Origin of the sequence: Methanothrix harundinacea 6Ac, from assembly GCF_000235565.1 — an archaeon.
GTDB lineage: Archaea > Halobacteriota > Methanosarcinia > Methanotrichales > Methanotrichaceae > Methanocrinis > Methanocrinis harundinaceus.
On record NC_017527.1, the window covers coordinates 537,653 to 557,934 of the forward strand.

Here is a 20,282-nt window from a genome sequence, read left to right on the forward strand (position 1 = left end):
TAAGAAGCTACAATCTATTATGAGCTGCCAGCGGATCCTATTCCTGCCCTCTCCACCATCATCCCCATCAGCCGCCACCCGTCGATCGTGCCGCACCCGCCCCGGGCCCCCTCCCGCTCGGAAAACGCCTCCATCCCGTCGGCCTCGATCCCCGAGCCGATCATGGCGAAGGGGACGGGCTCGGCGGTGTGGGTCCGAAGGGCGATGGGGGTGGGGTGGTCGGGCAGGACGGCGACGCGCCACTGGTGCCCCGATCGTTCGAGGCCGGCGAGGACGAGGCCGACGACCCGCTCGTCGAAGCGCTGGATCGCCTCGATCTTCTCTTCGAGCTTGCCATCGTGGCTCATCTCGTCGGGGGCCTCGACATGGAGGTAGACGAAGTCCACCCGGTCGAGGGCCTCGAGGCAGGCGGCGACCTTCCCCTCGTAGTTGGTGTCGAGGACGCCGGTGGCTCCGGGGACGTTGATTACCTCGAGGCCCGCGTAGACCCCCATCCCCTTGAGGAGGTCGACGGCGGAGATGACGGCGCCCTCTACGCCCCACAGCTCGCGGAACTTCGGCATGGAGGGGGCCTTCCCCTGCCCCCAGAGCCAGATCATGTTGGCGGTCCGCTTTCCCTCTCGCGCGCGGCGGAGGTTGACCGGGTGTTCAGCGAGGATCGGGACCGACGCCAGCATCATCTCGCGCAAGGCGGCTGCTCCCTCTCCCTTCGGCAGGTATCCATCGATCGGCTGGCCGGAGATGTCGTGGGGCGGGGTGCAGACCGCCTGGAGGCCTTCGTCGCCGCCCCGGACGAGGAGGTTTCGGTAGCTTACGCCAGGATAGAGCCTCGCTTTTGGATCGCTCTTCTGGAGGGCGGCGATCAGCTCGCGCCCCTCCTCCGAGGAGATGTGGCCCGCGCTGTAGTCGACCATGACCCCACGATCGAGGTCGACGTTGACCAGGTTGCACCGGAAGGCGACATCTTCTGGACCGAGAGAGACGCCCATCGCCGCCGCTTCCAGGGGGGCTCGGCCGGTGTAGTACCTCCTCGGGTCGTAGCCCATCACCGAGAGGTTTGCGACGTCGCTTCCCGGCGGCATCCGCGGCGGGACGTTTCTAGCAAGGCCGCCTCGCCCTTCTCGGGCTATCCTGTCCATATTGGGGGTCTCTGCCGCCTCCAGAGGCGTCTTTCCCTCCAGCGCCTCGATGGGATGGTCCGCCATCCCGTCTCCCAGCAATATAACAAGCTTCATCCTGCTCTCCCAAATTCTCCGGCCCTCTGAGCCTCTCGCCTAGCGCGTCTCCCGTCCTTGGACTATAGCGTTCTATTCAGGCGCAGCCTCTCGCCCTGCCACTTCATAACGGAGCCATACGAAGCCGCCCCTCACCCTCTCCATATGGGTCAACCTGAGATGGACGAACTCACCGCCGGATTCTATCTCACCTTCTTCGAAGAGGCTCGTCCCTCTCCGCCCCCCCACCAGGGTGGGGCTGATGAGGACGCTCACTTCGTCGACCAGGCCCGCCCGGAGGAGGACGCCATTCAGCCTTCCTCCACAGTCCGTCCGCACCGACCTCGCGCCGTACCGGGCCTTCAGCTCTTCGAGGGCCTGCCGGAGGTCGACATGATCTTCGCCGACTATGAAGTATTCCAGGTGCCTCTTTCCCAGATAATCCAGGTAGGATGGTGGCGTCGCCTTTGAGCAGAGGACCACAATCTTCCGCCACCACGGCTCCTGCTGTAGGAGCCTCCAGTTGTGGATCCGCCCCCGGCTGTCGGGGACGACGAGCAGCGGCCGAGGCTCATAGATCAGGCCTTCCGTCCCCGGAGGCGGCTCCTTCCGGGGTGGAGGGGGCTCCTCCTTCGCCATCTCTTCCTCCTCGTGCCCTCCCAGAACGAAGATAGTCTCGCTCCCCGCGAGGATGGCGTCAGCCTTCCAGTGGTACGATAGCTCGTAGTAGAGGAGCATCGCCTCCGGCGAGTCTGCGACCCTGTCCACCCGGCCATCAAGGCTCGCGAGGTTGTATATCGTGACCCTCGGCAGCGTCGCAGCTTTCACCCTCTGAAACCCTCCCCTCATACGAAGAAGGTGCTCATCCCGCCTTCCGCCTTCGCCTCTTCCGCCTTCTTCTTCGCCCTCGCCTTCCTCTCCGCCTCGGGCATCTCCTCCTCCTCCCTCCTCTTCCTCTCCTCTCTCTCCATCCGGGCTAGGTGGTGGTTGAGGACCTTTGCTAGCTGGTTCAGCTTCGCCCTCTGGCACGTGGCGCCCCGGGTGACGCCGTAGACGATCTCGACGACGGTCCCCAGGGTCTCGACCTTGTTCCTCGGGGGCATCACCAGCCTCGTCTTCACCCCCACCTTCGCGAAGTCCTCGAAGTCGACGGGGCTCTGGCATACGATCACCGCCGGGACCTCCGCCAGGGCCAGGACCTCCTTCGCCTTGTAGACGACGTGAGACCTGATATTCCCGAGGTGAATGACGGCGATCTTGTGCCTCTCGATCTGCTCGATCTCCTTGGGGGAGAGGCCGAAGGTGGGGCCGAACCCCTTGGAGGCGGATGGGAAGCTGTCGGGAACCCCCGCCCCCGCCTCCAGGACGAGGACGCTCGTCTGGACCCCCTCCCGCCGCAGACCGTAGGTGATCTCGCAGACGGGCTTGGTTATGTGCCTCCGCCCCGGGGACATGGCGATGGCGATCACGTCTGGTCTGGAGGCCTCGGAGAGGGTTCCGCGCTGGGCCAGGCCGCCGCCCTTGGCAAGCCCCATGCTCTCTCGGCAATCCACAACCTGGGTCGTCCTGCCGATCATGGGAATTTATTCGGAGGCTAACGCATATTAGCCTTTGCTCGCCGTTTTTCCTCGGGCGAGGCCTTTAAGCCTCCTCCTGCTGAGGAGGACCTCATGCTCACTTTCGTTGGCCTGGGGCTCTACGACGAGAGGGATGTCTCGGTCAAGGGCCTGCAGACGATCAGAGACTCCGACCTAGTCTATGCGGAGTTCTACACCTCTCGGCTCATGGGCGCAACTCCTGAAAAGCTCGCCCAGCTCTACGGCAGAGAGGTCAAAGTCCTGACCCGGGAGGAGGTGGAGGTGAGCCCCGAGGGCTGGCTGGGCCGGGCGAAGGAGGAAAAGGTCGCCTTCCTGGTGGGGGGAGACCCCATGATCTCGACGACCCACCTTGACCTCCGCCTCCGGGCCCTCAGGATGGGGATAGAGACGAGGATAGTCCACTCCTCCTCCATCGTCACCGCCGTATCCGGGATGACGGGGCTTCAGAACTATCGGTTCGGCAGGTCCACCTCGATACCCTACCCTTACGTGGCGGGGGGAAGGAGGATCGTCGCCATGAGCCCCCGGGACGTAGTCGTCGATAACCTCGCGAGGGACCTTCACACCCTCCTCTTCCTCGACATCCAGCCGGAGAGGTACATGACCGCCGGGGAGGGGGCGGCCCTCCTCCTGGAGATGGAGGAGGAGGCCTGCGGCGATCGGTTCAACTCCTCCCTGGGCGTCGGGGTGGCGAGGGCGGGCTCCGAGGACGCCGTCGTCGTCGCCGACTGGCTGCGGAAGCTTGTGGATCGGGATCTGGGCGGTCCCCTCCAGATCCTCGTCGTCCCGGGGAGGCTCCACTTCATGGAGGCGGAGGCGCTGGTGGCCCTAGCCGGCGCGCCGCCGGAGATCCTGGAGATGGCAGAGCCCTGATCGGGAAAGGTTTAATAATCTCTGGGTATTCTCTCAGGAATACTGGAGGATTATGGTGCCCAAGATATCGGTGGAGATACCCCAGCACATCATCGACGACGTAAACCGGCACGTCGGCGACGACGGGAAGTTCGTCACCTTCTCCGACGCCGTCCGGACGGCGCTGAGGAAGATGCTCGACCAGCTCGACGAGATAGACCGCCGCCAGGGGCGGCTGAAGGATGGAGAAGAATGAGGATGGGCCTCTCCCTGGAGTTCGACGCCGCCCACCGCCTTCCGGGATACGACGGCAAATGCGCCCGTGTCCACGGCCACACCTACGAGGTGGAGGTGGTAGTCGAGGGGCAGGTCGACGAAAAGACAGGCTTTTTGATGGACTTTTACGATCTGAAGGAGGCCCTCAGATCGGTCCTGGAGGAGCTGGATCACCGCGACCTCAATGAGATCCTCGATAACCCCACCGCCGAGTGTATCGCAGAGCAGATCAGGGCCGGCCTGGAGGAGCAGCTCCTTGGCTCCAACGCCGCCCTCGTCTCGGTGAAGCTCTGGGAGGGGAAGGGCAAGTGGGTGATGACCGGATGACGCCGAAGGCGGTCTGCCTCTGCTCCGGGGGGCTCGACTCGACCGTCGCGGCGACGAAGGCGCTGAACGACGGCTTTGAGATCTCCATCTTCCACGTCCTCTACGGCCAGAAGGCGGAGGAGAGGGAGAAGAGGGCGATCGCGGAGGTGGCGGGGGCCCTGGGGGCGGTGGAGGTACGGTTCGCGAAGACGGACCTCTTCCGGAAGATGACACCCCTGACGACGGCCGGGGCCCCCATCCCCATGGGGAGGGAGGTGGATATCCGGGGCCCCAGGGCCACCCCCTCCACCTGGGTATACTGCCGGAACCTCGTCTTCGGGTCCATGGCGGCGGCGTATGCGGAGTCGGTGGGGGCTGAGAGGGTCTACGTCGGCTTCAACGCCGAGGAGGGGAGGTCGTACCCCGACAACAGGCCGGAGTTCGTCGATAGGTTCAACCTCCTCCTGGAGAAGGCCGTTGCCTCCTTCAGCATCCCCCCGAGGGTCGAGGCGCCCCTCGTCCACCTCCAGAAGCCCGAGATCGTAAAGCTCGGGTCGGATCTGGGGGCGCCGATGGCCCTGACCTGGTCCTGCTACCTGGATGGCGCCCTCCACTGCGGGGAGTGCGAGGCGTGTCAGCACCGGATGTTCGGCTTTCTGGAGGCGGGCGTCCCTGACCCCACCGAGTACCTCTGACTCTGGAGTCTTGGGGGAGATCTTCTCCTCCTTCCAGGGGGAGGGGCCGCTCTTAGGGAGGAGGCAGGTCTTCGTCCGGACGGCGGGATGCAACCTCGCTTGCGCCTACTGCGACTCGGCGAAGTTCCGCCGCGAGGTGACGTTTTGTGATGTTATTGCCCCCGGCCTCCGCCGACGGGCTGAAAATCCCGTATCCTTGGCGTGGACGATGGAGGAGGTCCGGGCTCTCTGGGGCAGAGGGACTCATAGCGTCTCGATAACCGGCGGCGAGCCCCTCTGCCAGCCCGAGTTCGTCGAGGCGCTGGCGAGGGCTTGCTCCGCCGAGGGGATGCCTGTCTACCTGGAGACGAACGGCTTCTCTCACCGCCGGTTCTCGAAGATGATCCCTTGGATCGATATTGCGGCCGTCGACATAAAGCTTCCAAGCGCGTTCTCCCGGGGGGGATCGGAGGAGCTGGTCGAGAACGAGCTCGCCTCCATCGAGGCCGCCTCCCGCCGGGGGGTCTTCACCATCGCCAAGGTGGTGGTCCTCGCCTCGACCCCTAGGGCGGAGATAGAGGGCCTCGTTCCCAGGCTGGCGGGGCTGGACGCCGTGGTCGTCCTCCAGCCCGCCTCGGGGGACGGGAGGCCGTCTCCGGAGAAGCTGACAGAGCTATTCGAGGCGGCAGCGGAGGTCCTCTCCGGGGTGGTCGTCATACCCCAGGCCCACAAGATGATGGGGATCCTCTGACCCTGCCGGGAGGGGTCAGAAGCTGAGCTCCTCTTTCTTCTCCGCAATCCTCTCCTTCACCATCCGGCTTCTCTCATCGGCGTTTCTGTCGTACATATCCCGGTACCGATCGGACCGCTCGTTCCTCTCCCATTTAGCCAGCCTGCGGTCGAGGGCCTCGAACATGTACCTCTCCGCCGCCTTCACCGTATCGAAGTCTCCTCGGAGGACGAGGATCTCCCTCTCCTCGGACTCGCCGTCCAGAAGGCCGACCTTGGCGTTCCGCCTCACCGGCTCCAGCTCGAATCTGTCCACCAGATCCTGGATCACGCTGAGGGGCATCCCTATGGGGATCGCCAGGTCGTAGAGCCCAGAAAGTTCCTCTCTCTTCTCAATTTCAGCGTCGGCCATCTCATCATCACCCTCAGATCCTCATCCCTTGAAGATTTAACTCTGTCGAAGGGCGCAGCGCCGGAGGTGGGCCAGCGTACGGGTTTACATCCTTTGGAAGAGCATCGCCGGACCGGGGGATCCTCGGAAGGTCGAACCTTCTCCGGCGCATAGCCGATCGTCAGAAGAAGCAGATGGGGCGGCCTTATGCCCCCGTCTTCCGGGAGCACCTCTAGGGAAACTGTTATTAAGGGGTGGCTCAATCAGAAAGGCTGCCGGGCCCGTAGCTTAGCATGGTTGGAGCGCACGGCTGATAACCGTGAGGTCACGCGTTCGAATCGCGTCGGGCCCACCAGAAATCCGTTTTCGTATTTTAGGACCTTAAATCCCGCCCTTTTGTCTGGTATCCTCCCCTCTATTGCGTCCCCACCGGCTATACCCCGGAGATATCCCCGCTGAGGTTCGTGTTCATGACGTAATTGAAGCCGAGGGCCGGGGTCCCGCACCATCCCGCCTGCTCGAGGATCCCCATGAAACAGACCCCTATCAGCTTCTTGTGCTGGATCTTTCCCAGAAGGGCTGCCATCTCCTCGATGGAGACCCCGATCTTCGGCATCGCCATCCCTCCCAGGATCACCACCACGTCGGCGTCGGGGCTGGCGGCTTTGCCGAGCTCCATCCCGTACCCCGTCGCCACCAGGGCTCTCGTCTCTTCCACCTTCAGGCCGGGGACGAAGGCCAGCCTCTTCTCCCGGACGGGAAAGCCGAGGAAGGTGGCGAAGGGCGTGCAGAAGCCCGGGGTTCCGACGAAGGTTATGCTCTCGTCCTCCTTCACCAGGTCTCGAAATCCGTTGAGCATCCCGCCAAGGCCCTTTATATCGTTGATCTTCTTCATCCGATTCCTCCTGATCTTCATATAGACGCCCCAAAGGTTTTAAGCTTTAACCATCGACAATCGAGCCGACACTCTCGCAGGGATCCGGACGATTTGGCGACGAACGATCGGGGGTATGAGGGATGATGGGAAAAAATCTTAAAAAAATGTTTGACGTCAGCCGGGACAATTCGGCGGTCATGAAGGTGAGGCGGCAGAGGATCGCCCTCTTCAGGGATCTGGCCGCACCCCTCCCAAAGCCCTTGAAGCTCATAGACGTCGGCGGGACGGAGCTCTTCTGGGAGAAGATGGGCTTCGCCGACGATCCGGACTACGAGATAACCATCCTCAACCTCTCCAGGACGGATAGCCACCACTCCAACATCCGCCTCGTCGCCGGGGATGCGAGGGATATGAGGGGCTTCGCTGATGGAGCCTTCGACGTCGCCTTCTCCAACTCAGTCATCGAGCATGTGGGGGGGCCATCTGAGCAGCGCCGGATGGCCCGGGAGGTGATGCGCGTCGGGAGGAGGTACTTCGTCCAGACGCCGAACTGGAGCTTCCCCCTGGAGCCTCACTTCCTCTTCCCGGGCTTCCAGTTCTTCCCTCTCGCCCTGAAGGTCTTTTTGATCCAGCGCTTCAGCCTCGGCTGGTACCCGAAGATCCCCGATAGAGAGGAGGCGCTGGCGGCCGCAAACTCCGTCCGGCTCCTCAAGAGGCGGGAGGTGGAGGAGCTATTTTCCGGCGGAACGATCCGGGAAGAGAAGATCTTCGGGATCACCAGCTCCTTCATAGTCTATGGTGGATGGTGACCTCCGGCCCGATCTGACGAGGGGGAGATACCTGCCCCGGGCCTGATCTTCTCCGCCTCTGATCGGTCCCGACCCTGGCCTCCCGATGGGCCGGTGGAGGGGAGGATCCCCGTCCTGGCCGAGCCTCCTCAAATCCCGCTTCAAAATGTTTATCTGGATTGAAAATGGTTCTTCCGGCACGATGACCAAGAAATCGGTGAAGGAGAAAAAAGCGGGCACGGAGGGGAAGGATCAGCCGGCTCCGAAGAGGAGGCCGTTGGAACGGATCCCAGACCTTTACATCTACGTCGGCCTGGGAGTCGTATTCCTCTTCTCGCTCTACCTGAGGGTCTACAAACCCATGTCGCGCGTCCTTGTCGGAGATTCCGTCCTCTTCGACGGCAACGATGGATCTTATCACATCATGCTCGCCAAGAGCACCGTCCTCAACCTCCAGCGGCCGTGGTTCGATCCCATGACCTTCTTTCCGAGGGGGACGGAGATCACCTTCGGCCCCTTCAACAGCTGGGCGATCGCGATCCTCTCTTACATGGCGGATCTCGGCACCCCCAGCATGCACACCGTCGAGGTGGTGGGGGCGGTGTTGCCGGCCGTCTTCGGAGCCCTCCTGGTCTTCGTAGTCTACTTCATAGGCCGGGAGCTGGGAGGGAGGACGGCGGGGTTCATGGCCGCGGTCATGATCGCAGTCCTGCCGGGCCAGTTCCTCTCCCGGTCGTTGATAGGGTTTGCAGACCATCACGCCGCTGAGGTCCTCCTCAGCACCACGGCGATGCTCTTCTTCATCCTCGCCTTCCGGTCGGGCGCCGGCAAGCTCACCTTTGCCGCCATCCGGAGGATGGATCTAACCGCTCTGAAGAGGCCGCTTGCCTACTGCCTGCTGGCGGGCCTCTTCCTGGGGCTCTACATAGATGCATGGTCATCGGGCCACCTCTTCGTGGGGATCATCCTCGCCTTCGTCACGGTCCAGAGCATAGTCGACCACATGAGGGGGAGGAACGCTGATTACGTGGGTATCTCCGGGGCGATCGCCTTCTTCGTCACGCTCCTTCTCGTCCTGCCCTTCGTCAGGGCCGAGAACGGCTTCGGCTTCACCCTCTACTCCCTTTTCCAGCCTACGATCCTGATCGTCGGTATCATCTTCATGCTATTCCTCTCCGTACTCTCCAGCCAGCTAGTCCAGAGGAAGATGGATAGGAGCTACTTCCCCCTGATCGTCATCGGGTCGATAGTCGTCGTCTTCGTCATCCTGATGCTGGCGGTTCCCCAGTTTACTGGAGCCCTGACGGCCGGCCTGAAGATATTCCAGCCCAGGACCGGGGGAGGGGCCACCATATCAGAGGCTTCCAGGATACTGGAGAGGGGCTCCATCCAGCGGAACTTCCCAGGGATCGTCCCGATCCTGTCGCCCTTCTGGCTGACCCTCATCGCCCTGCCCCTCCTCCTCCTGAGGTATCGGCGGGACGACAGCCGGAATGGGGATATGCTGATCCTCGCATGGACGGTGATCATCCTCGCCCTCACCTTCGCCCAGAACAGGTTCGCCTACTACTACGCCGTCAACGTCGCCTTCCTCGCCGGTTACCTGGGATCGGTCCTCCTCGAGAAGACCCGGTTTTTGGAGGTCGAGGACGCCTTGGTCAGGATGGCGAGGGGGTCGTCCAAAGAGGCTCCGGATCAGAACCGGGCCATCATCAACTTTGTGGTCGTCGCCTTCCTGGTGGTCCTCTTCGTCTATCCCTCGATGTTTGGGTCAGTCCAGGGGGTTAAGATAGGAAGCTTCTACTCGCAGAACCAGGTAGGACCGATGAACTCCGACTGGTACGAATCGATGTACTGGCTCCGGGATAACACCCCCTCGCCGGAGATGGGGATCTACACCATATACGAGCGGCCGCCCAAGGGCGAACGGTTCCCTTATCCCGACTCCGCCTATGGGACCATGTCCTGGTGGGACTACGGCCACGCCATCGAGGCGGTGGGCGAAAGGCTTGCGAACTCCAACCCCTTCCAGCAGGGGATAGGGAGCATAGAGACCGGGGTTGCGGGTTCGTCCCCCTTCTTCCTCGCCCAGAACGAGTCGGAGGCGGAGGCGGTGGCGGCTAACCTCGACGTCAACAGGTCCCTCTACTCCAACATCAGGTACGTAGTCACCGACGTGGAGATGGCGATGGGGAAGTTCCACGCCATGGCCGCCTGGAGCAACATAAATCCCGGCACATACCATTTCAGCTACTGGCAGGACGGCCAGCCGATCATGATCTATCGGCCTCCCTACTTCAGTTCGATGGTCGCCCGGCTCCACTTCTTCGACGGGACGGAGGCGAGGGTCCAGGAGGGGTGGACGATCGCCTACCGCACCGACGGTCAGGGCGGGGTATCGGTGGAGCCCCAGAAGAGGTCTCGAAACTACCAGGAGCTCCTCGATAGCGTCAACGAGAGCCTGGGGCGGGGCTATGCGGCGGCCGAGGTGGTATCCCAGAGCCCGATCATGACCTCAGTTCCCCTGGAGGCCCTGAGCCATTACAGGCTCGTCCACGAGTCCCCGAGCTCGATCACCTCCAGCGGCCAGAAGTACGTAAAGGTATTCGAGCACGTTCCGGGGGCCACGATCACCGGGACGGCCTCCCCCGGGACGGATGTGGTCATCTCCGTCCCGATATCGACGGGCAGGGGCAGGAGCTTCGTATATCAGAAGTCCACCGCCGCCGGATCCGACGGCCAGTTCTCCCTCGTCGTCCCCTACTCGACGGAGGGTCCAGAGAGCTGGTCCACCAACTTCGACGTGGGGCCTGTCGGCCCCTACACCCTGCGGGTCGGCACCGTCCAGTACGAGGAGGTCCGGGTCCCCGAGGGGGCGGTGATCGCCGGGAGTTCGATCAGCCTATGATGCTCCTCGAGGAGATGACCTGGACCGAGATCGAGGCAGCCCTAGAAGTGACCCGGACTCTGATCCTCCCGGTGGGGGCTACGGAGGAGCACGGCCCCCACCTCCCCACCTTCACCGATACGATCCAGGCCCTGGAGGTGGCAAAGGAGGTCGCCCGGAGACGAGCCGTCTTCGTCGCGCCGCCGGTCCACTACGGGGTCTGCAGGTCGACCCGGGGCTTTCCGGGGACGATCTCCATCAGTCCGGGGGCCCTGAGGGACCTCGTCTCCGACCTCCTCACAGCCTTTCACGACTCCGGCTTCGAGAGGGTCCTCATCCTGACGGGCCACGCCGGCGGCCAGCACCTCTCCGCCCTCAAGGAGGCGGCGGAGAAGGCGGTCGCAATAAGGGATATCCGGGTGAGCCTCGTCTCCGACTTCGACCTGATCGATCCGAGGGAGGTCGAGACCCCCGGGGACGGCCACGCCGGGGAGATCGAGACATCGAGGATGCTGGTCATCCGGGAGGACCTGGTGAAGGGGCTCCCCGAGAAGCACTTCCCCCCCAGGCCGAGGTACCTGATCATGAGGGACGTGAGGCCCCTGATGGGAAACGGTGTGATGGGCGACCCCTCCCGGGCCACCAGGGAGAAGGGGGAGCGGTTCATGGAGATGGCAGTCCAGGGGGTTCTGGAGGCCCTGGAGGAGCTGGAGAGCTATCCATCTCCTTGACCGTCTCTCCTCCTCTTAGTTTTCTTTTCTCCCCGGTCTACTGCCTCGGCGCGCTTCTCCTGAAATCTGAGGTCCGCGACTTCGCGGCGGGCAGGTTTAATATATGGTCCCTCGCATCTGCCTACCCTTGAAGATCGCGATTTCGCAAAGGTTGATCATCATGCCATCAGAAGAGGATAAGCTGTCCGCCCTGTCTCCCAGGGACAGGCAGGTGCTGAAAGAGATCTCGGACGGCCTCACTGACCCCAGGAAGATCGCCGAGAAGCTGGGAATTAAGGAGGTCTCCGTCATCTCCTCGGCGGAGGGGCTTGCCGAGATGGGCCTGATAGGGCTCGATAAGAGGGTGGAGGAGGTCTACGCCCTCACCGAGGAGGGGGCCCGGTACGCCGAGATCGGCCTTCCCGAGAGGAGGATCCTCGAGATCGCCGGGGCCGGGGGGGTCCCCATATCGGAAATCGAAGATCCAGCCCTGAAGGTGGGGATAGGCTGGCTCAAAAAGAAGGGATGGGCGGCCGTCGAGGCCGGCAAGATCAAGCCCGCAGGGGATGCCCCCCCAGGAAAGGACGAGGAGATCCTGGGGGCACTTTCGTTCCAGGGGGAGACGAGCGGATCGGCCCTGGACTCGGAGGCGCTGAAGCTCCTAAAAGGAAGGGGTCTTGTGGAGTCCAGGGCCCAGAAGTCCTGGTCTTTAGAGATCACCGATGCCGGACGATCTGTCTTCAGAAAATCTGTTGAAAAGGATGTCGCAGGCCGTTGTGACTCGATCTCTCATATAAATCAGATCACCCCGGATATGATAAAGAGCGGGGTCTGGGAAGGAGGATACGTAAGTTATAAGGGTTCTCGATACGAGGTCCGCCCCTACGACGTCGCCCTCCCCGCGGAGCGGATCTACCCCGGGAAGGTTCACCCCTACCAGCGGCTCCTATCGAGGATGAGGGAGATCATGCTGGAGATGGGCTTTTCCGAGATCAAGGGGGAGGTCGTCCAGTCGAGCTTCTGGAACTTCGACGCCCTCTTCCAGCCCCAGGACCATCCGGCCCGGGAGATGCAGGACACCTTCTACCTCGACTCCAGGGCCGAGATCCCCGACCACTCCCGGGTGAAGGAGATGCACGAGCACGGCGGCGAGGTCGGCTCCACCGGCTGGGGCGGGACCTGGGACCCGGAGGTGGCCCGTCGGGAGGTCCTCCGGACCCACACCACATCGGTGACCATAAAGTACCTGGCAGACCACCCGAACCCTCCGGTGAAGGCCTTCTCGATAGACCGGGTCTACCGGCGGGAGGCGATAGACCCGACCCACACCCCGGAGTTCGAGCAGCTGGAGGGGGTGATCATGGACGAGGGGCTCTCCTTCGCAAACCTCCTGGGGGTCCTCCGGGAGTTCTACGCCAAGATGGGCTTTGAGGAGGTCCGGTTCCGCCCCGGCTACTTCCCCTACACCGAGCCCTCCGTCGAGCCGGAGGTCTACATCCAGGGGCTCGGCTGGGTGGAGCTCGGCGGGGCGGGGGTCTTTCGGAGGGAGGTGACCGCCCCCTTCGGGATAGACCATCCGGTCCTGGCGTGGGGGCTCGGCGTCGGGAGGCTCGCCATGCTGAGGCTGGGGCTGAAGGACCTGCGGCTCCTATACCAGTCGGACATCGGATGGCTGAGGGACGTGCCCACTCTGTCGAGGATGTGATCGATCGTGCCGGTAGTTAGACTGTACTACGGGGATCTGGAGGAGATGGTCGGTGCCTCCAGGGATGAGATCATGGCGCGGATGGCCATGATGGGCGCAGACATAGGAAAGAGCAACGCAGAGGATTATGTCGACGTCGAGTTCTTCCCCGACAGGCCCGACCTCTACAGCTCCGAGGGGGTCGCCAGGGCCCTCCAGGGCTTCTTGGACCTCAAGAGCGGCCTTCCGGAGTATCGGGTCTCCCCCGGAGAGATAGACCTGAGGGTGGACCCCTCCGTCGAGAGGGTGAGGCCCTTCATAGGCTGTGCCGTGGTGAGGGATCTTCAGTTCAGCGACCCCGCCATAGAGTCCCTGATGGACCTCCAGGAGGACCTCCACTGGGGCCTCGGGAGGAACCGGCGGAAGGTGGCGATCGGCGTCCACGACATCTCCCGGGTCGTCCCCCCCTTCACCTACTTCGCCGCCGACCCGTCCTTCGAGTTCGTCCCCCTCGACTTCGAGGAGAGCCTCTCGATGGAGGAGATCCTGAGGCGCCACCCCAAGGGGGTGAGCTACGCCTCCATCCTGGAGGGGTTCGACCGCTACCCCCTCATCACCGACGCCAACGGCGATGTCCTCTCCTTCCCTCCGATCATCAACGGCGAGCTGACTCGAGTCCGAGACGATACCAGGGACCTCTTCATCGACGTCACGGGGACCGATCCCGTCGTATACAAGGCCCTCAACATCGTGGTCTGCGCCCTGGCGGAGAGGGGCGGCAGGATCGAGACGGTCCGGGTAAAGAGGCCCGAGGGTACCCTCGTCCTGCCCGACCTCGCTCCCGCCAGGTGGATGGTCGAGGTCGAGGAGGCCCGATCCCTCATCGGCTTCAACCTCTCGGCGGAGGAGCTGGCCGCCTCCCTGGAGAGGATGAGGTTTGGGGTCCGGCCCCTCGGCCGGGAGCTGGAGGTCCTCGTCCCCGCCTACCGGGCGGACATAATGCACTCCTGGGACATCTTCGAGGACGCCGCCAAGGGTTACGGCTACGACAGGCTGGTGCCGGTCCTCCCCAAGACCGTCACCGTAGGCGAGCCCCACCCTCTGGAGGTCCGAAAGTCCGACCTCCGGGAGATCATGGTCGGCCTAGGCTACCTGGAGACGATGCCCTTCACCCTCACCTCTGAGAGGGTGAACTTCGAGATGATGGGCCGCCCCCGGGACGAGGCGGCTGCCACCCGGGTCCTCCACCCGATCAGCGAGCTTCACACCATGGTCAGGACCTCGATCCTCCCGAGCCTCCTTGAGATCTTCGCGATAAACCAGCACCATCCCCTCCCCCAGAGGATCTTCGCCCTGGGGGACGTTCTTATTGGAGGAAGGACGAGACAGGAGCTGGCCGCAGCCTCGATCCACAGCTCCGTCGACCTCGCGGAGGTGCGGTCGGTGGTGGGCGCCCTCTTCCGGGAGCTGGACCTGACGCCAGAGATAATCCCCTCCGAGGATGGGGCGTTCCTCGCGGGGAGGAGGGGAGACCTCCTGGTCGAGGGGACGAAGGTCGGGTCCTTCGGCTTCTTCAGCCCCCAGGTCCTGCAGAGCTTCGGCCTCGACCAGCCCGCCGTGGGGCTGGAGTTGAGGTGGGACCGGCTCTGGCCTCTCGGGGGTTCGTAGAGGGCGGCTCGGGCAGGGGCGGGGCCGCCGTCCGGCCCCCAAAAATCGGCCTTTCCATCTCATATCCAGTACCCTTACCCTGATAAGTTTAATATAAGCCCCAAAACAACTTTTACTTCAATGGCAGGGGGGGAGCCCTCATAAAGGTCCGGGATTTGATGACTTACCCCATCCTCGCGGTGGGGGTGGAGACCACCGTCTTCGAGGCGATCCAGATGATGGTTCGCGAGGGGAAGGGGAGCGTCCTCGTCGTCGAGGGGGGTCTCCTCAAGGAGGTGGTGGGGATAGTCACCACCTCCGGATTGTTCAGGCAGGTCTTCGCCAAGGGGATAGATCCCAGGAACGTCGTCGTATGGGAGGTGATGACCCCAGCGCCACTGGTGACCATCGGCCCCAACGAGACGACCAGAAGGGCGGCGGAGATGATGCTGGAGCATAAGGTAAGGAGGTTGCCGGTGGTTGAATGCGGCGCCCTCGTGGGGATAATCACGAGCAAAGATCTTCTCCGGTGTGTCGGCGACGGGGGGGCTGGGGAGACGTCACGCTCCGAGAATACCTCAGATCACCGGAGGCGGTGATCATCGGTGGTTCCGGGTACGCCTCCCGACGCAGAATTTAAATATCGAGAGGATCAAGTTGGGGTCGGGTCGAGGTAGCCAAGCCTGGTATGGCGCAGGTTTGCTAAACCTGTGTCCCTTCGGGACTCGAGGGTTCGAATCCCTCCCTCGGCGCTAATTTTATAAAATAAATAAAAGAGCGGCTCATCCTCCGCTCGAGATGGTTTTGAACCTCTCGGCGAAGTTGAAGCATGAGCCGTCAAAGCAGCCGAAGCTCGGGGCCGGGTTGTCCTTGAAGATCAGCCTTCTCTGGATCTCGAAGGACCCCAGGAACTCCTCCCGTTCTCTGGTGCTCCTCTGACCGGGGATCGTCTGCTTGGCGTCGATGGCCAGATACCCGGTGAAGTTGTCCGCCGTCTGGAACTCCGCCCTCCGGTGGGGGCCGGTGTGGTGGAGGTCTATCTGCTGGACCTCGTACTCCATCTCCTGGAAGTTGTAGCTCTCGTGGACCCTCGGCCCCCACCCCCCCGAAGACCATGGAGCTTCTGACCGACTCGGTCCCCATCAGGGTGTCTCCGGGGTTTTGGGCGACGTAGTTCTCCACGGCATCGCACTCCTGGAAGGTGGGGTTGCCACCTTTCGCCTTCTCCACCAGGTACTCGTTCTTCATCAGAGTGTCGACGCTGCCGCTGAAGTAGATGTCCTTGTTGGACTTGACCCCGGTGTTCATGCTCCGGACGTCTTTGTTCATCGTGAACTGACCGCTACCGCTGACGGAGGTCTCGGAGACGTAGTCGTAGTTTTGAAGCTTGAACCCAGCGATGGCTGACCCCGACTTGAAGCTTGGGGCTGAGGCGGTCACCTGGAAGTCGTAATCTCCCGGCGGCGCCTTCATATCGGGGGTCACAGGAAGGACTTCGGTCCCCACGCTACCCGCCGCTACCGTCATGACCAGCTCGGTCCATCCGAACCAGCCGGGTCTGCAGTTCTTGGGGACGGCCACCAGCTTCACATCCGCGTCGGAGCACCCCAGGTTCTCCACGGTGACGATGTACTCCAGGGTCTTTCCCGGGGTGGCGTAGTTCTGGTCATGGCCGGACTTCGGCCCGGAGAGATCGACGGATACTCGAAGCTCCCCCAGGATCCGGGGCGCGGAGGGCCATACGGTCCCCGATACGGGTCCCGATACGGGACCTGATGCAGGCCCCGTGGCAGCCGCCTCCAAATTCCACTCCGATTCCGGCCCCTGCCTCGTCTCTTCGACGGTGGCAAAGGCCGTCTGGGCCGCCAGAAATAGAAGGATCATCAGGCATTTCTTCACTCTTTAACCCCCATGACGAGTTGCTTTGCGACAAAGGCGGTTGGTTTCAAGCCACGACGGAAAAGGCCTTCCCCCTGGGGACGATCGGATCCGGACCGGCTCCGCCGCAAAAATAAGAAAAGAGGGCGGGCTGCTGACCTCAGCAGTCCACTCCCGCGCACGGGCACGGTCTCGGTTCATATACTGGGTTCTCGTGGAACTTGATCTCCTTCTGGACCTCGAAGTCACCGCGGAAGAGTTCGTGGCTCTTTATGTCCTTGTAGAAGATCTTGTGCATGCTGGCGTCGGTTCCCCAGGTACCGTTGAAGCTGTTGAGGGTCTGGAGGCCTACGGTGTGGACTATCGTCGAGTTCTTCGTCGAGCCGAAGAAGACCGTCTGGTCCTTCTCCATCTCGTTGACGCTGAACATCTCCTGGATGTTCGCACCGATGCCGCCGTAGAACGCCTTGGAGTTGATGAACTTCCCGCCCTGGAGAGGCGCGTTCTTCACCGCGAAGGTGAGCTTGGTGTTCTCATAGAAGTTCAGGTTCGCGTAGGTCGAGTCGTTCTTTTGACAGTCCGTCTCGTTGTAGTTCGGGATCGGCCTCTTCAGCTTGTTCGGCTCCTGCGAGTAGACGTGGGTGGAGTCCATCTCCAGAGTGCCGTCGCCCGACATCATGTCGTAGTACTCGAGGGCTATCTTCTTATCAACGATGGAGGTTGCCACGTCGATGTAACCGGTCCCGCTGACCAGCGCATTCTCACAAAACTGCTCGTACTGAATCGGCTCCTTTAATGGCGGGTTGGCTACAGCTAAGCTACACGCCAATGCAAGTGCCACCAGTATCGCTATTACTCCCTTCATTTACTTGCACCCCCTTCATGTTCTGAATTCGAATCGTTCGTCTCCCTTTTCCGGTGAGACTGACTACTTGTCTATTTAATGTAGGGCTGATATTTCAGTGTTTTGGTCCAAAGATGCTCCTAAGGAGATGGAAAATAAAAAAGTAGGGTCGATTCGGACGCATAGCATCCGAATCCCGCGTCACCGCTCAGATGCAGGGGAGCCAGTCGACCTGGACTTCGCCGCAGGTTCCGTTGCCCCAGAGCTGGATGAACTTCTCGATGGAGAAGACGCCCGTCAGGTCCTCAACGGAGCGGCCCCACTCGTAGTGCCTGCCCTTGCAGTTGACCATGACGTCCTTGGAGAGCCAGCCGATGTGGGCTACACCGATGACGTTGGAGTTGAAGTTCGCCTCGAGGGCGCCGGTGCAGTTGCCGCAGCCGAAGCAGCCGTCAGAGCCGCAGCCCTCTGGGTCCCAAACACCACAGTCGCGCCTGGTCTTGACCTCGGTGTTCTTCTGGAGGTGCTCGGCGTGGGTGTACATCTCGACGACTACAGCTCCGATGTAGTAGTTCTGGACGCAGAGCTTCTCGATCCACTTCTGGTCGTAGGTGCCGGTCTGGTAGCTCACAGGCATGTACTCAAACTCGGCCTCCTTGTTGAAGTTGATGTAGTCGACGCAGCAGCAGGGATCGTTCCAGCCCTCGATGATGCAGGGGCCAGGTGTCGTAGAATTATATTCAGATCCACACGGCTCATTGCAGCACCAGGGTCCGAAGGGGTCCCTCTCGGCCTCGATCTCAGTTCTCTGGGTGATGACGTTTCCGCTTCCAGACTCCTTCTCGACCAGCTTGTTTCCGTTCAGGCCGGGTTGAGTCTGAATGATGATCTCTACGTTCTTGTAGCCGACGCCCTTGATGTTGGCCTTCTCGTACATGTAGTTGGCAGCGCCAGCCATGCCCACCAGGGCGACTCCGATGACTAGTAAAATAGCCAGTTCTCTCTTCATTCAGTTCCCACCTCCGTTCTTCATTCTATACCCTCGTTCGTCCGCCACCACTTCTGGCCGCAAAGGCGGCCCTCGGATGGAGGACAACTTCGCTCCTCAGAGTTTTCGCCTGGATGCACGGGTCCCAGATCCTCGCAAAAACCGCGGAGGCATCAGTCCCGCCAAGCCGGGATACTCCAGCAGAAGCTGCACCACCCCCCCCTTGGAGCTTCAAGCCTGCCCCGAGAGCTTCAATCGTATCAAAGTTCTTTCGGCCAGGCACATCCTCTTCTTCAGGTTGATGGCATATAAATCTATCGAGCCCTCCCCCAATCTCCCACGACGCTGGTCATCACAGCGGTCCCCGGGCCCGAGATTAGAAGGCCGGTTTCCGTCAGCAGGACGATGAGGCGGACGGGATATCAGAGAGGCGTTAAAGCCGCTCAATAAAGGCGGCCCTTGAATGAAGCCAGAAAAAAAGTGGAAGCGGGAACTTCCGTGCTCAGATGCAGGGGAGCCAGTCGACCTGGACTTCGCCGCAGGTTCCGTTGCCCCAGAGCTGGATGAACTTCTCGATGGAGAAGACGCCCGTCAGGTCCTCAACGGAGCGGCCCCACTCGTAGTGCCTGCCCTTGCAGTTGACCATGACGTCCTTGGAGAGCCAGCCGATGTGGGCTACACCGATGACGTTGGAGTTGAAGTTCGCCTCGAGGGCGCCGGTGCAGTTGCCGCAGCCGAAGCAGCCGTTAGCGCCGCAGTTCGTCGAATTCCAGCCGCTACAGTCGCGCCTGGTCTTGACCTCGGTGTTCTTCTGGAGGTGCTCGGCGTGGGTGTACATCTCGACGACTACAGCTCCGATGTAGTAGTTCTGGACGCAGAGCTTCTCGATCCACTTCTGGTCGTAGGTGCCGGTCTGGTAGCTCACAGGCATGTACTCAAACTCGGCCTCCTTGTTGAAGTTGATGTAATCGACGCAGCAGCAACCGTCATTATAGCCCTCGATGATGCAGGGGTCAGACGGAGAGGATCCCCAGGGAGATCCACACTCGGTCCCGCAGCACCAGGGTCCATAGGGGTCCCTCTCGGCCTCGATCTCGGTCCTCTCGGTGATGACGTTTCCGCTTCCAGACTCCTTCTCGACCAGCTTGTTTCCGTTGAGGCCGGGCTGAGTCTGAATGATGGTCTCTACGTTCTTGTAGCCAACGCCCTTGATGTTGGCCTTCTCGTACATGTAGTTGGCAGCGCAGGACATCCCCACCAGGGCGATACAGGCTACCAACAAAATAGCTAGTTCTCTCCTCGTTGTTCTCCCACCTATACTGTTGATCGGTAATTTGCTGGCCTCTCATCCCGGATCTTGCCGGCAGAGTGGCCCGCTCAGATCTCACCCACCGAAACGGGTTATGTCGTCTCAGCAGAGTGACATGGAACCTGCTTTCGCATTCAAGTAGTTATACTTTTTCGTCCAGACGTTGGCAGACGTCAATAGAATATTAACTTCATCATGGCCTACTCGTCGGCGGGAACGCCATCTGGCGGATCTACTAGGGGCGGAGACTCTAAAGAGTGGCCGCGACGTGGCCCTTAGGCGCCGCGGCCTCCATGAAAGGGGCTGCTGAGGGCTGGAAAGATGCTCCGGCCGGGATTTGAACCCGGGTCTTCGGCTCGAAAGGCCGGAATGATTGGCCGGACTACACTACCGGAGCGCTCGATCTTCGGGTCCGATCATCCCTGAGGCGGTCGGGCACCCATCTTCCAGACTTTGGCCCTCTATATCTACGTTTCTCATCTCCGACCCGATAGGCTGCGGGGGCCCCGAGGGCGGGACTTTATAGTCCCGGGCGGATTCGAACCACCGTCCCAGGCTCCAAAGGCCTGCAGGATTGACCACTACCCCACGGGACTCCTCGGCCGCCCTCGGGCTTGCAGCCCCCGCGGG

20 protein-coding genes and 4 tRNA genes are annotated in these 20,282 nt (G+C 62.0%); 13 read left to right on the top strand and 11 right to left on the bottom strand.

Annotated features, from left to right (window positions below):
- Positions 1-17: 17 nt before the first annotated feature.
- The 3 genes from MHAR_RS02730 to mcrC all read right to left on the bottom strand — a co-directional run bounded on the left by MHAR_RS02730 (position 18) and on the right by mcrC (position 2,791).
- On the bottom strand, positions 18-1,235 hold the full coding sequence (locus tag MHAR_RS02730; RefSeq protein ID WP_014586095.1) for a cofactor-independent phosphoglycerate mutase: 1,218 nt from the start codon (positions 1,233-1,235) through the stop codon (positions 18-20).
- A gap of 72 nt (positions 1,236-1,307) precedes the next feature.
- Positions 1,308-2,042 carry a RibD family protein gene (locus MHAR_RS02735; RefSeq protein ID WP_187287843.1) on the bottom strand — a complete coding sequence of 245 codons (735 nt, stop codon included), beginning with the start codon at positions 2,040-2,042 and terminating at the stop codon, positions 1,308-1,310.
- Between the two features lie 17 nt (positions 2,043-2,059).
- A complete protein-coding gene (gene mcrC, locus MHAR_RS02740; protein WP_014586097.1) occupies positions 2,060-2,791 on the bottom strand; it encodes a methyl-coenzyme M reductase I operon protein C in 732 nt (243 codons plus the stop codon).
- A 93-nt stretch (positions 2,792-2,884) separates the two neighbouring features.
- Between mcrC and dph5 the strand changes: the two genes are divergently transcribed.
- From dph5 to MHAR_RS02765, 5 genes are read left to right on the top strand one after another with little or no spacing between them, the layout of a single operon-like run.
- Positions 2,885-3,685, top strand: coding sequence for a diphthine synthase (dph5, locus tag MHAR_RS02745; protein WP_014586098.1), 801 nt, complete (start codon positions 2,885-2,887; stop codon positions 3,683-3,685).
- A gap of 55 nt (positions 3,686-3,740) precedes the next feature.
- Entirely contained in the window at positions 3,741-3,920 is a 180-nt protein-coding gene (locus MHAR_RS02750) for a ribbon-helix-helix domain-containing protein (RefSeq protein WP_014586099.1), read from the top strand.
- Positions 3,917-4,267 carry a 6-carboxytetrahydropterin synthase QueD gene (gene queD / locus MHAR_RS02755; RefSeq protein ID WP_048144289.1) on the top strand — a complete coding sequence of 117 codons (351 nt, stop codon included), beginning with the start codon at positions 3,917-3,919 and terminating at the stop codon, positions 4,265-4,267. The genes MHAR_RS02750 and queD overlap by 4 nt, the downstream gene beginning before the upstream one ends.
- Positions 4,264-4,941, top strand: a complete 678-nt coding sequence (locus MHAR_RS02760; RefSeq protein WP_014586101.1) for a 7-cyano-7-deazaguanine synthase — start codon at positions 4,264-4,266, stop codon at positions 4,939-4,941. Before queD ends, MHAR_RS02760 begins: the two co-directional genes overlap by 4 nt.
- 10 nt (positions 4,942-4,951) lie before the next feature.
- Positions 4,952-5,671: a 7-carboxy-7-deazaguanine synthase QueE gene (locus tag MHAR_RS02765; protein WP_014586102.1), complete on the top strand. Its 720-nt coding sequence runs from the start codon at positions 4,952-4,954 to the stop codon at positions 5,669-5,671.
- Between the two features lie 15 nt (positions 5,672-5,686).
- Here MHAR_RS02765 and MHAR_RS02770 read toward each other — a convergent pair whose 3' ends face one another.
- Entirely contained in the window at positions 5,687-6,061 is a 375-nt protein-coding gene (locus tag MHAR_RS02770; RefSeq protein ID WP_014586103.1) for a hypothetical protein, read from the bottom strand.
- Between the two features lie 256 nt (positions 6,062-6,317).
- On the opposite strand from MHAR_RS02770, the gene MHAR_RS02775 reads away from it, so the two are divergent.
- A tRNA-Ile gene (locus tag MHAR_RS02775) sits at positions 6,318-6,395 on the top strand.
- 78 nt (positions 6,396-6,473) lie between these two features.
- Here the strand turns inward: MHAR_RS02775 and MHAR_RS02780 are convergent.
- The gene (locus tag MHAR_RS02780; protein ID WP_014586104.1) at positions 6,474-6,935 is read right to left on the bottom strand and encodes a DUF2124 domain-containing protein; all 462 of its coding nucleotides are present in this window, start codon (positions 6,933-6,935) and stop codon (positions 6,474-6,476) included.
- Between the two features lie 146 nt (positions 6,936-7,081).
- Here MHAR_RS02780 and MHAR_RS02785 point away from each other — a divergent pair, with 146 nt between their 5' ends.
- The 7 genes from MHAR_RS02785 to MHAR_RS02815 all read left to right on the top strand — a co-directional run bounded on the left by MHAR_RS02785 (position 7,082) and on the right by MHAR_RS02815 (position 15,385).
- On the top strand, positions 7,082-7,726 hold the full coding sequence (locus MHAR_RS02785) for a class I SAM-dependent methyltransferase (protein ID WP_052300978.1): 645 nt from the start codon (positions 7,082-7,084) through the stop codon (positions 7,724-7,726).
- A 181-nt stretch (positions 7,727-7,907) separates the two neighbouring features.
- Positions 7,908-10,613 (top strand): oligosaccharyl transferase, archaeosortase A system-associated, encoded by a 2,706-nt coding sequence (locus tag MHAR_RS02790; protein ID WP_048144291.1) that lies wholly within the window; start codon positions 7,908-7,910, stop codon positions 10,611-10,613.
- The gene (locus MHAR_RS02795) at positions 10,610-11,323 is read left to right on the top strand and encodes a creatininase family protein (protein WP_014586107.1); all 714 of its coding nucleotides are present in this window, start codon (positions 10,610-10,612) and stop codon (positions 11,321-11,323) included. The genes MHAR_RS02790 and MHAR_RS02795 overlap by 4 nt, the downstream gene beginning before the upstream one ends.
- Positions 11,324-11,483: 160 nt before the next feature.
- Positions 11,484-13,007 carry a phenylalanine--tRNA ligase subunit alpha gene (pheS, locus tag MHAR_RS02800; protein WP_014586108.1) on the top strand — a complete coding sequence of 508 codons (1,524 nt, stop codon included), beginning with the start codon at positions 11,484-11,486 and terminating at the stop codon, positions 13,005-13,007.
- Between the two features lie 6 nt (positions 13,008-13,013).
- On the top strand, positions 13,014-14,654 hold the full coding sequence (gene pheT, locus MHAR_RS02805; RefSeq protein ID WP_014586109.1) for a phenylalanine--tRNA ligase subunit beta: 1,641 nt from the start codon (positions 13,014-13,016) through the stop codon (positions 14,652-14,654).
- Between the two features lie 158 nt (positions 14,655-14,812).
- On the top strand, positions 14,813-15,232 hold the full coding sequence (locus MHAR_RS02810; RefSeq protein ID WP_014586110.1) for a CBS domain-containing protein: 420 nt from the start codon (positions 14,813-14,815) through the stop codon (positions 15,230-15,232).
- Between the two features lie 68 nt (positions 15,233-15,300).
- Positions 15,301-15,385: transfer RNA gene (locus MHAR_RS02815), tRNA-Ser, on the top strand.
- An 85-nt stretch (positions 15,386-15,470) separates the two neighbouring features.
- On the opposite strand, the gene MHAR_RS13195 is transcribed toward MHAR_RS02815, so the two are convergent.
- The 6 genes from MHAR_RS13195 to MHAR_RS02845 form a co-directional block, all read right to left on the bottom strand.
- A complete protein-coding gene (locus tag MHAR_RS13195) occupies positions 15,471-16,532 on the bottom strand; it encodes a COG1470 family protein (protein WP_143763246.1) in 1,062 nt (353 codons plus the stop codon).
- A gap of 139 nt (positions 16,533-16,671) precedes the next feature.
- Positions 16,672-17,340: a hypothetical protein gene (locus tag MHAR_RS02825; protein ID WP_228369598.1), complete on the bottom strand. Its 669-nt coding sequence runs from the start codon at positions 17,338-17,340 to the stop codon at positions 16,672-16,674.
- A 223-nt stretch (positions 17,341-17,563) separates the two neighbouring features.
- On the bottom strand, positions 17,564-18,364 hold the full coding sequence (locus MHAR_RS02830) for a hypothetical protein (protein ID WP_014586113.1): 801 nt from the start codon (positions 18,362-18,364) through the stop codon (positions 17,564-17,566).
- Between the two features lie 481 nt (positions 18,365-18,845).
- Positions 18,846-19,595: a hypothetical protein gene (locus MHAR_RS02835; RefSeq protein ID WP_048144779.1), complete on the bottom strand. Its 750-nt coding sequence runs from the start codon at positions 19,593-19,595 to the stop codon at positions 18,846-18,848.
- A gap of 379 nt (positions 19,596-19,974) precedes the next feature.
- A tRNA-Glu gene (locus MHAR_RS02840) sits at positions 19,975-20,049 on the bottom strand.
- 126 nt (positions 20,050-20,175) lie between these two features.
- Positions 20,176-20,248, bottom strand: a tRNA-Gln gene (locus MHAR_RS02845).
- Positions 20,249-20,282 lie beyond the last annotated feature (34 nt).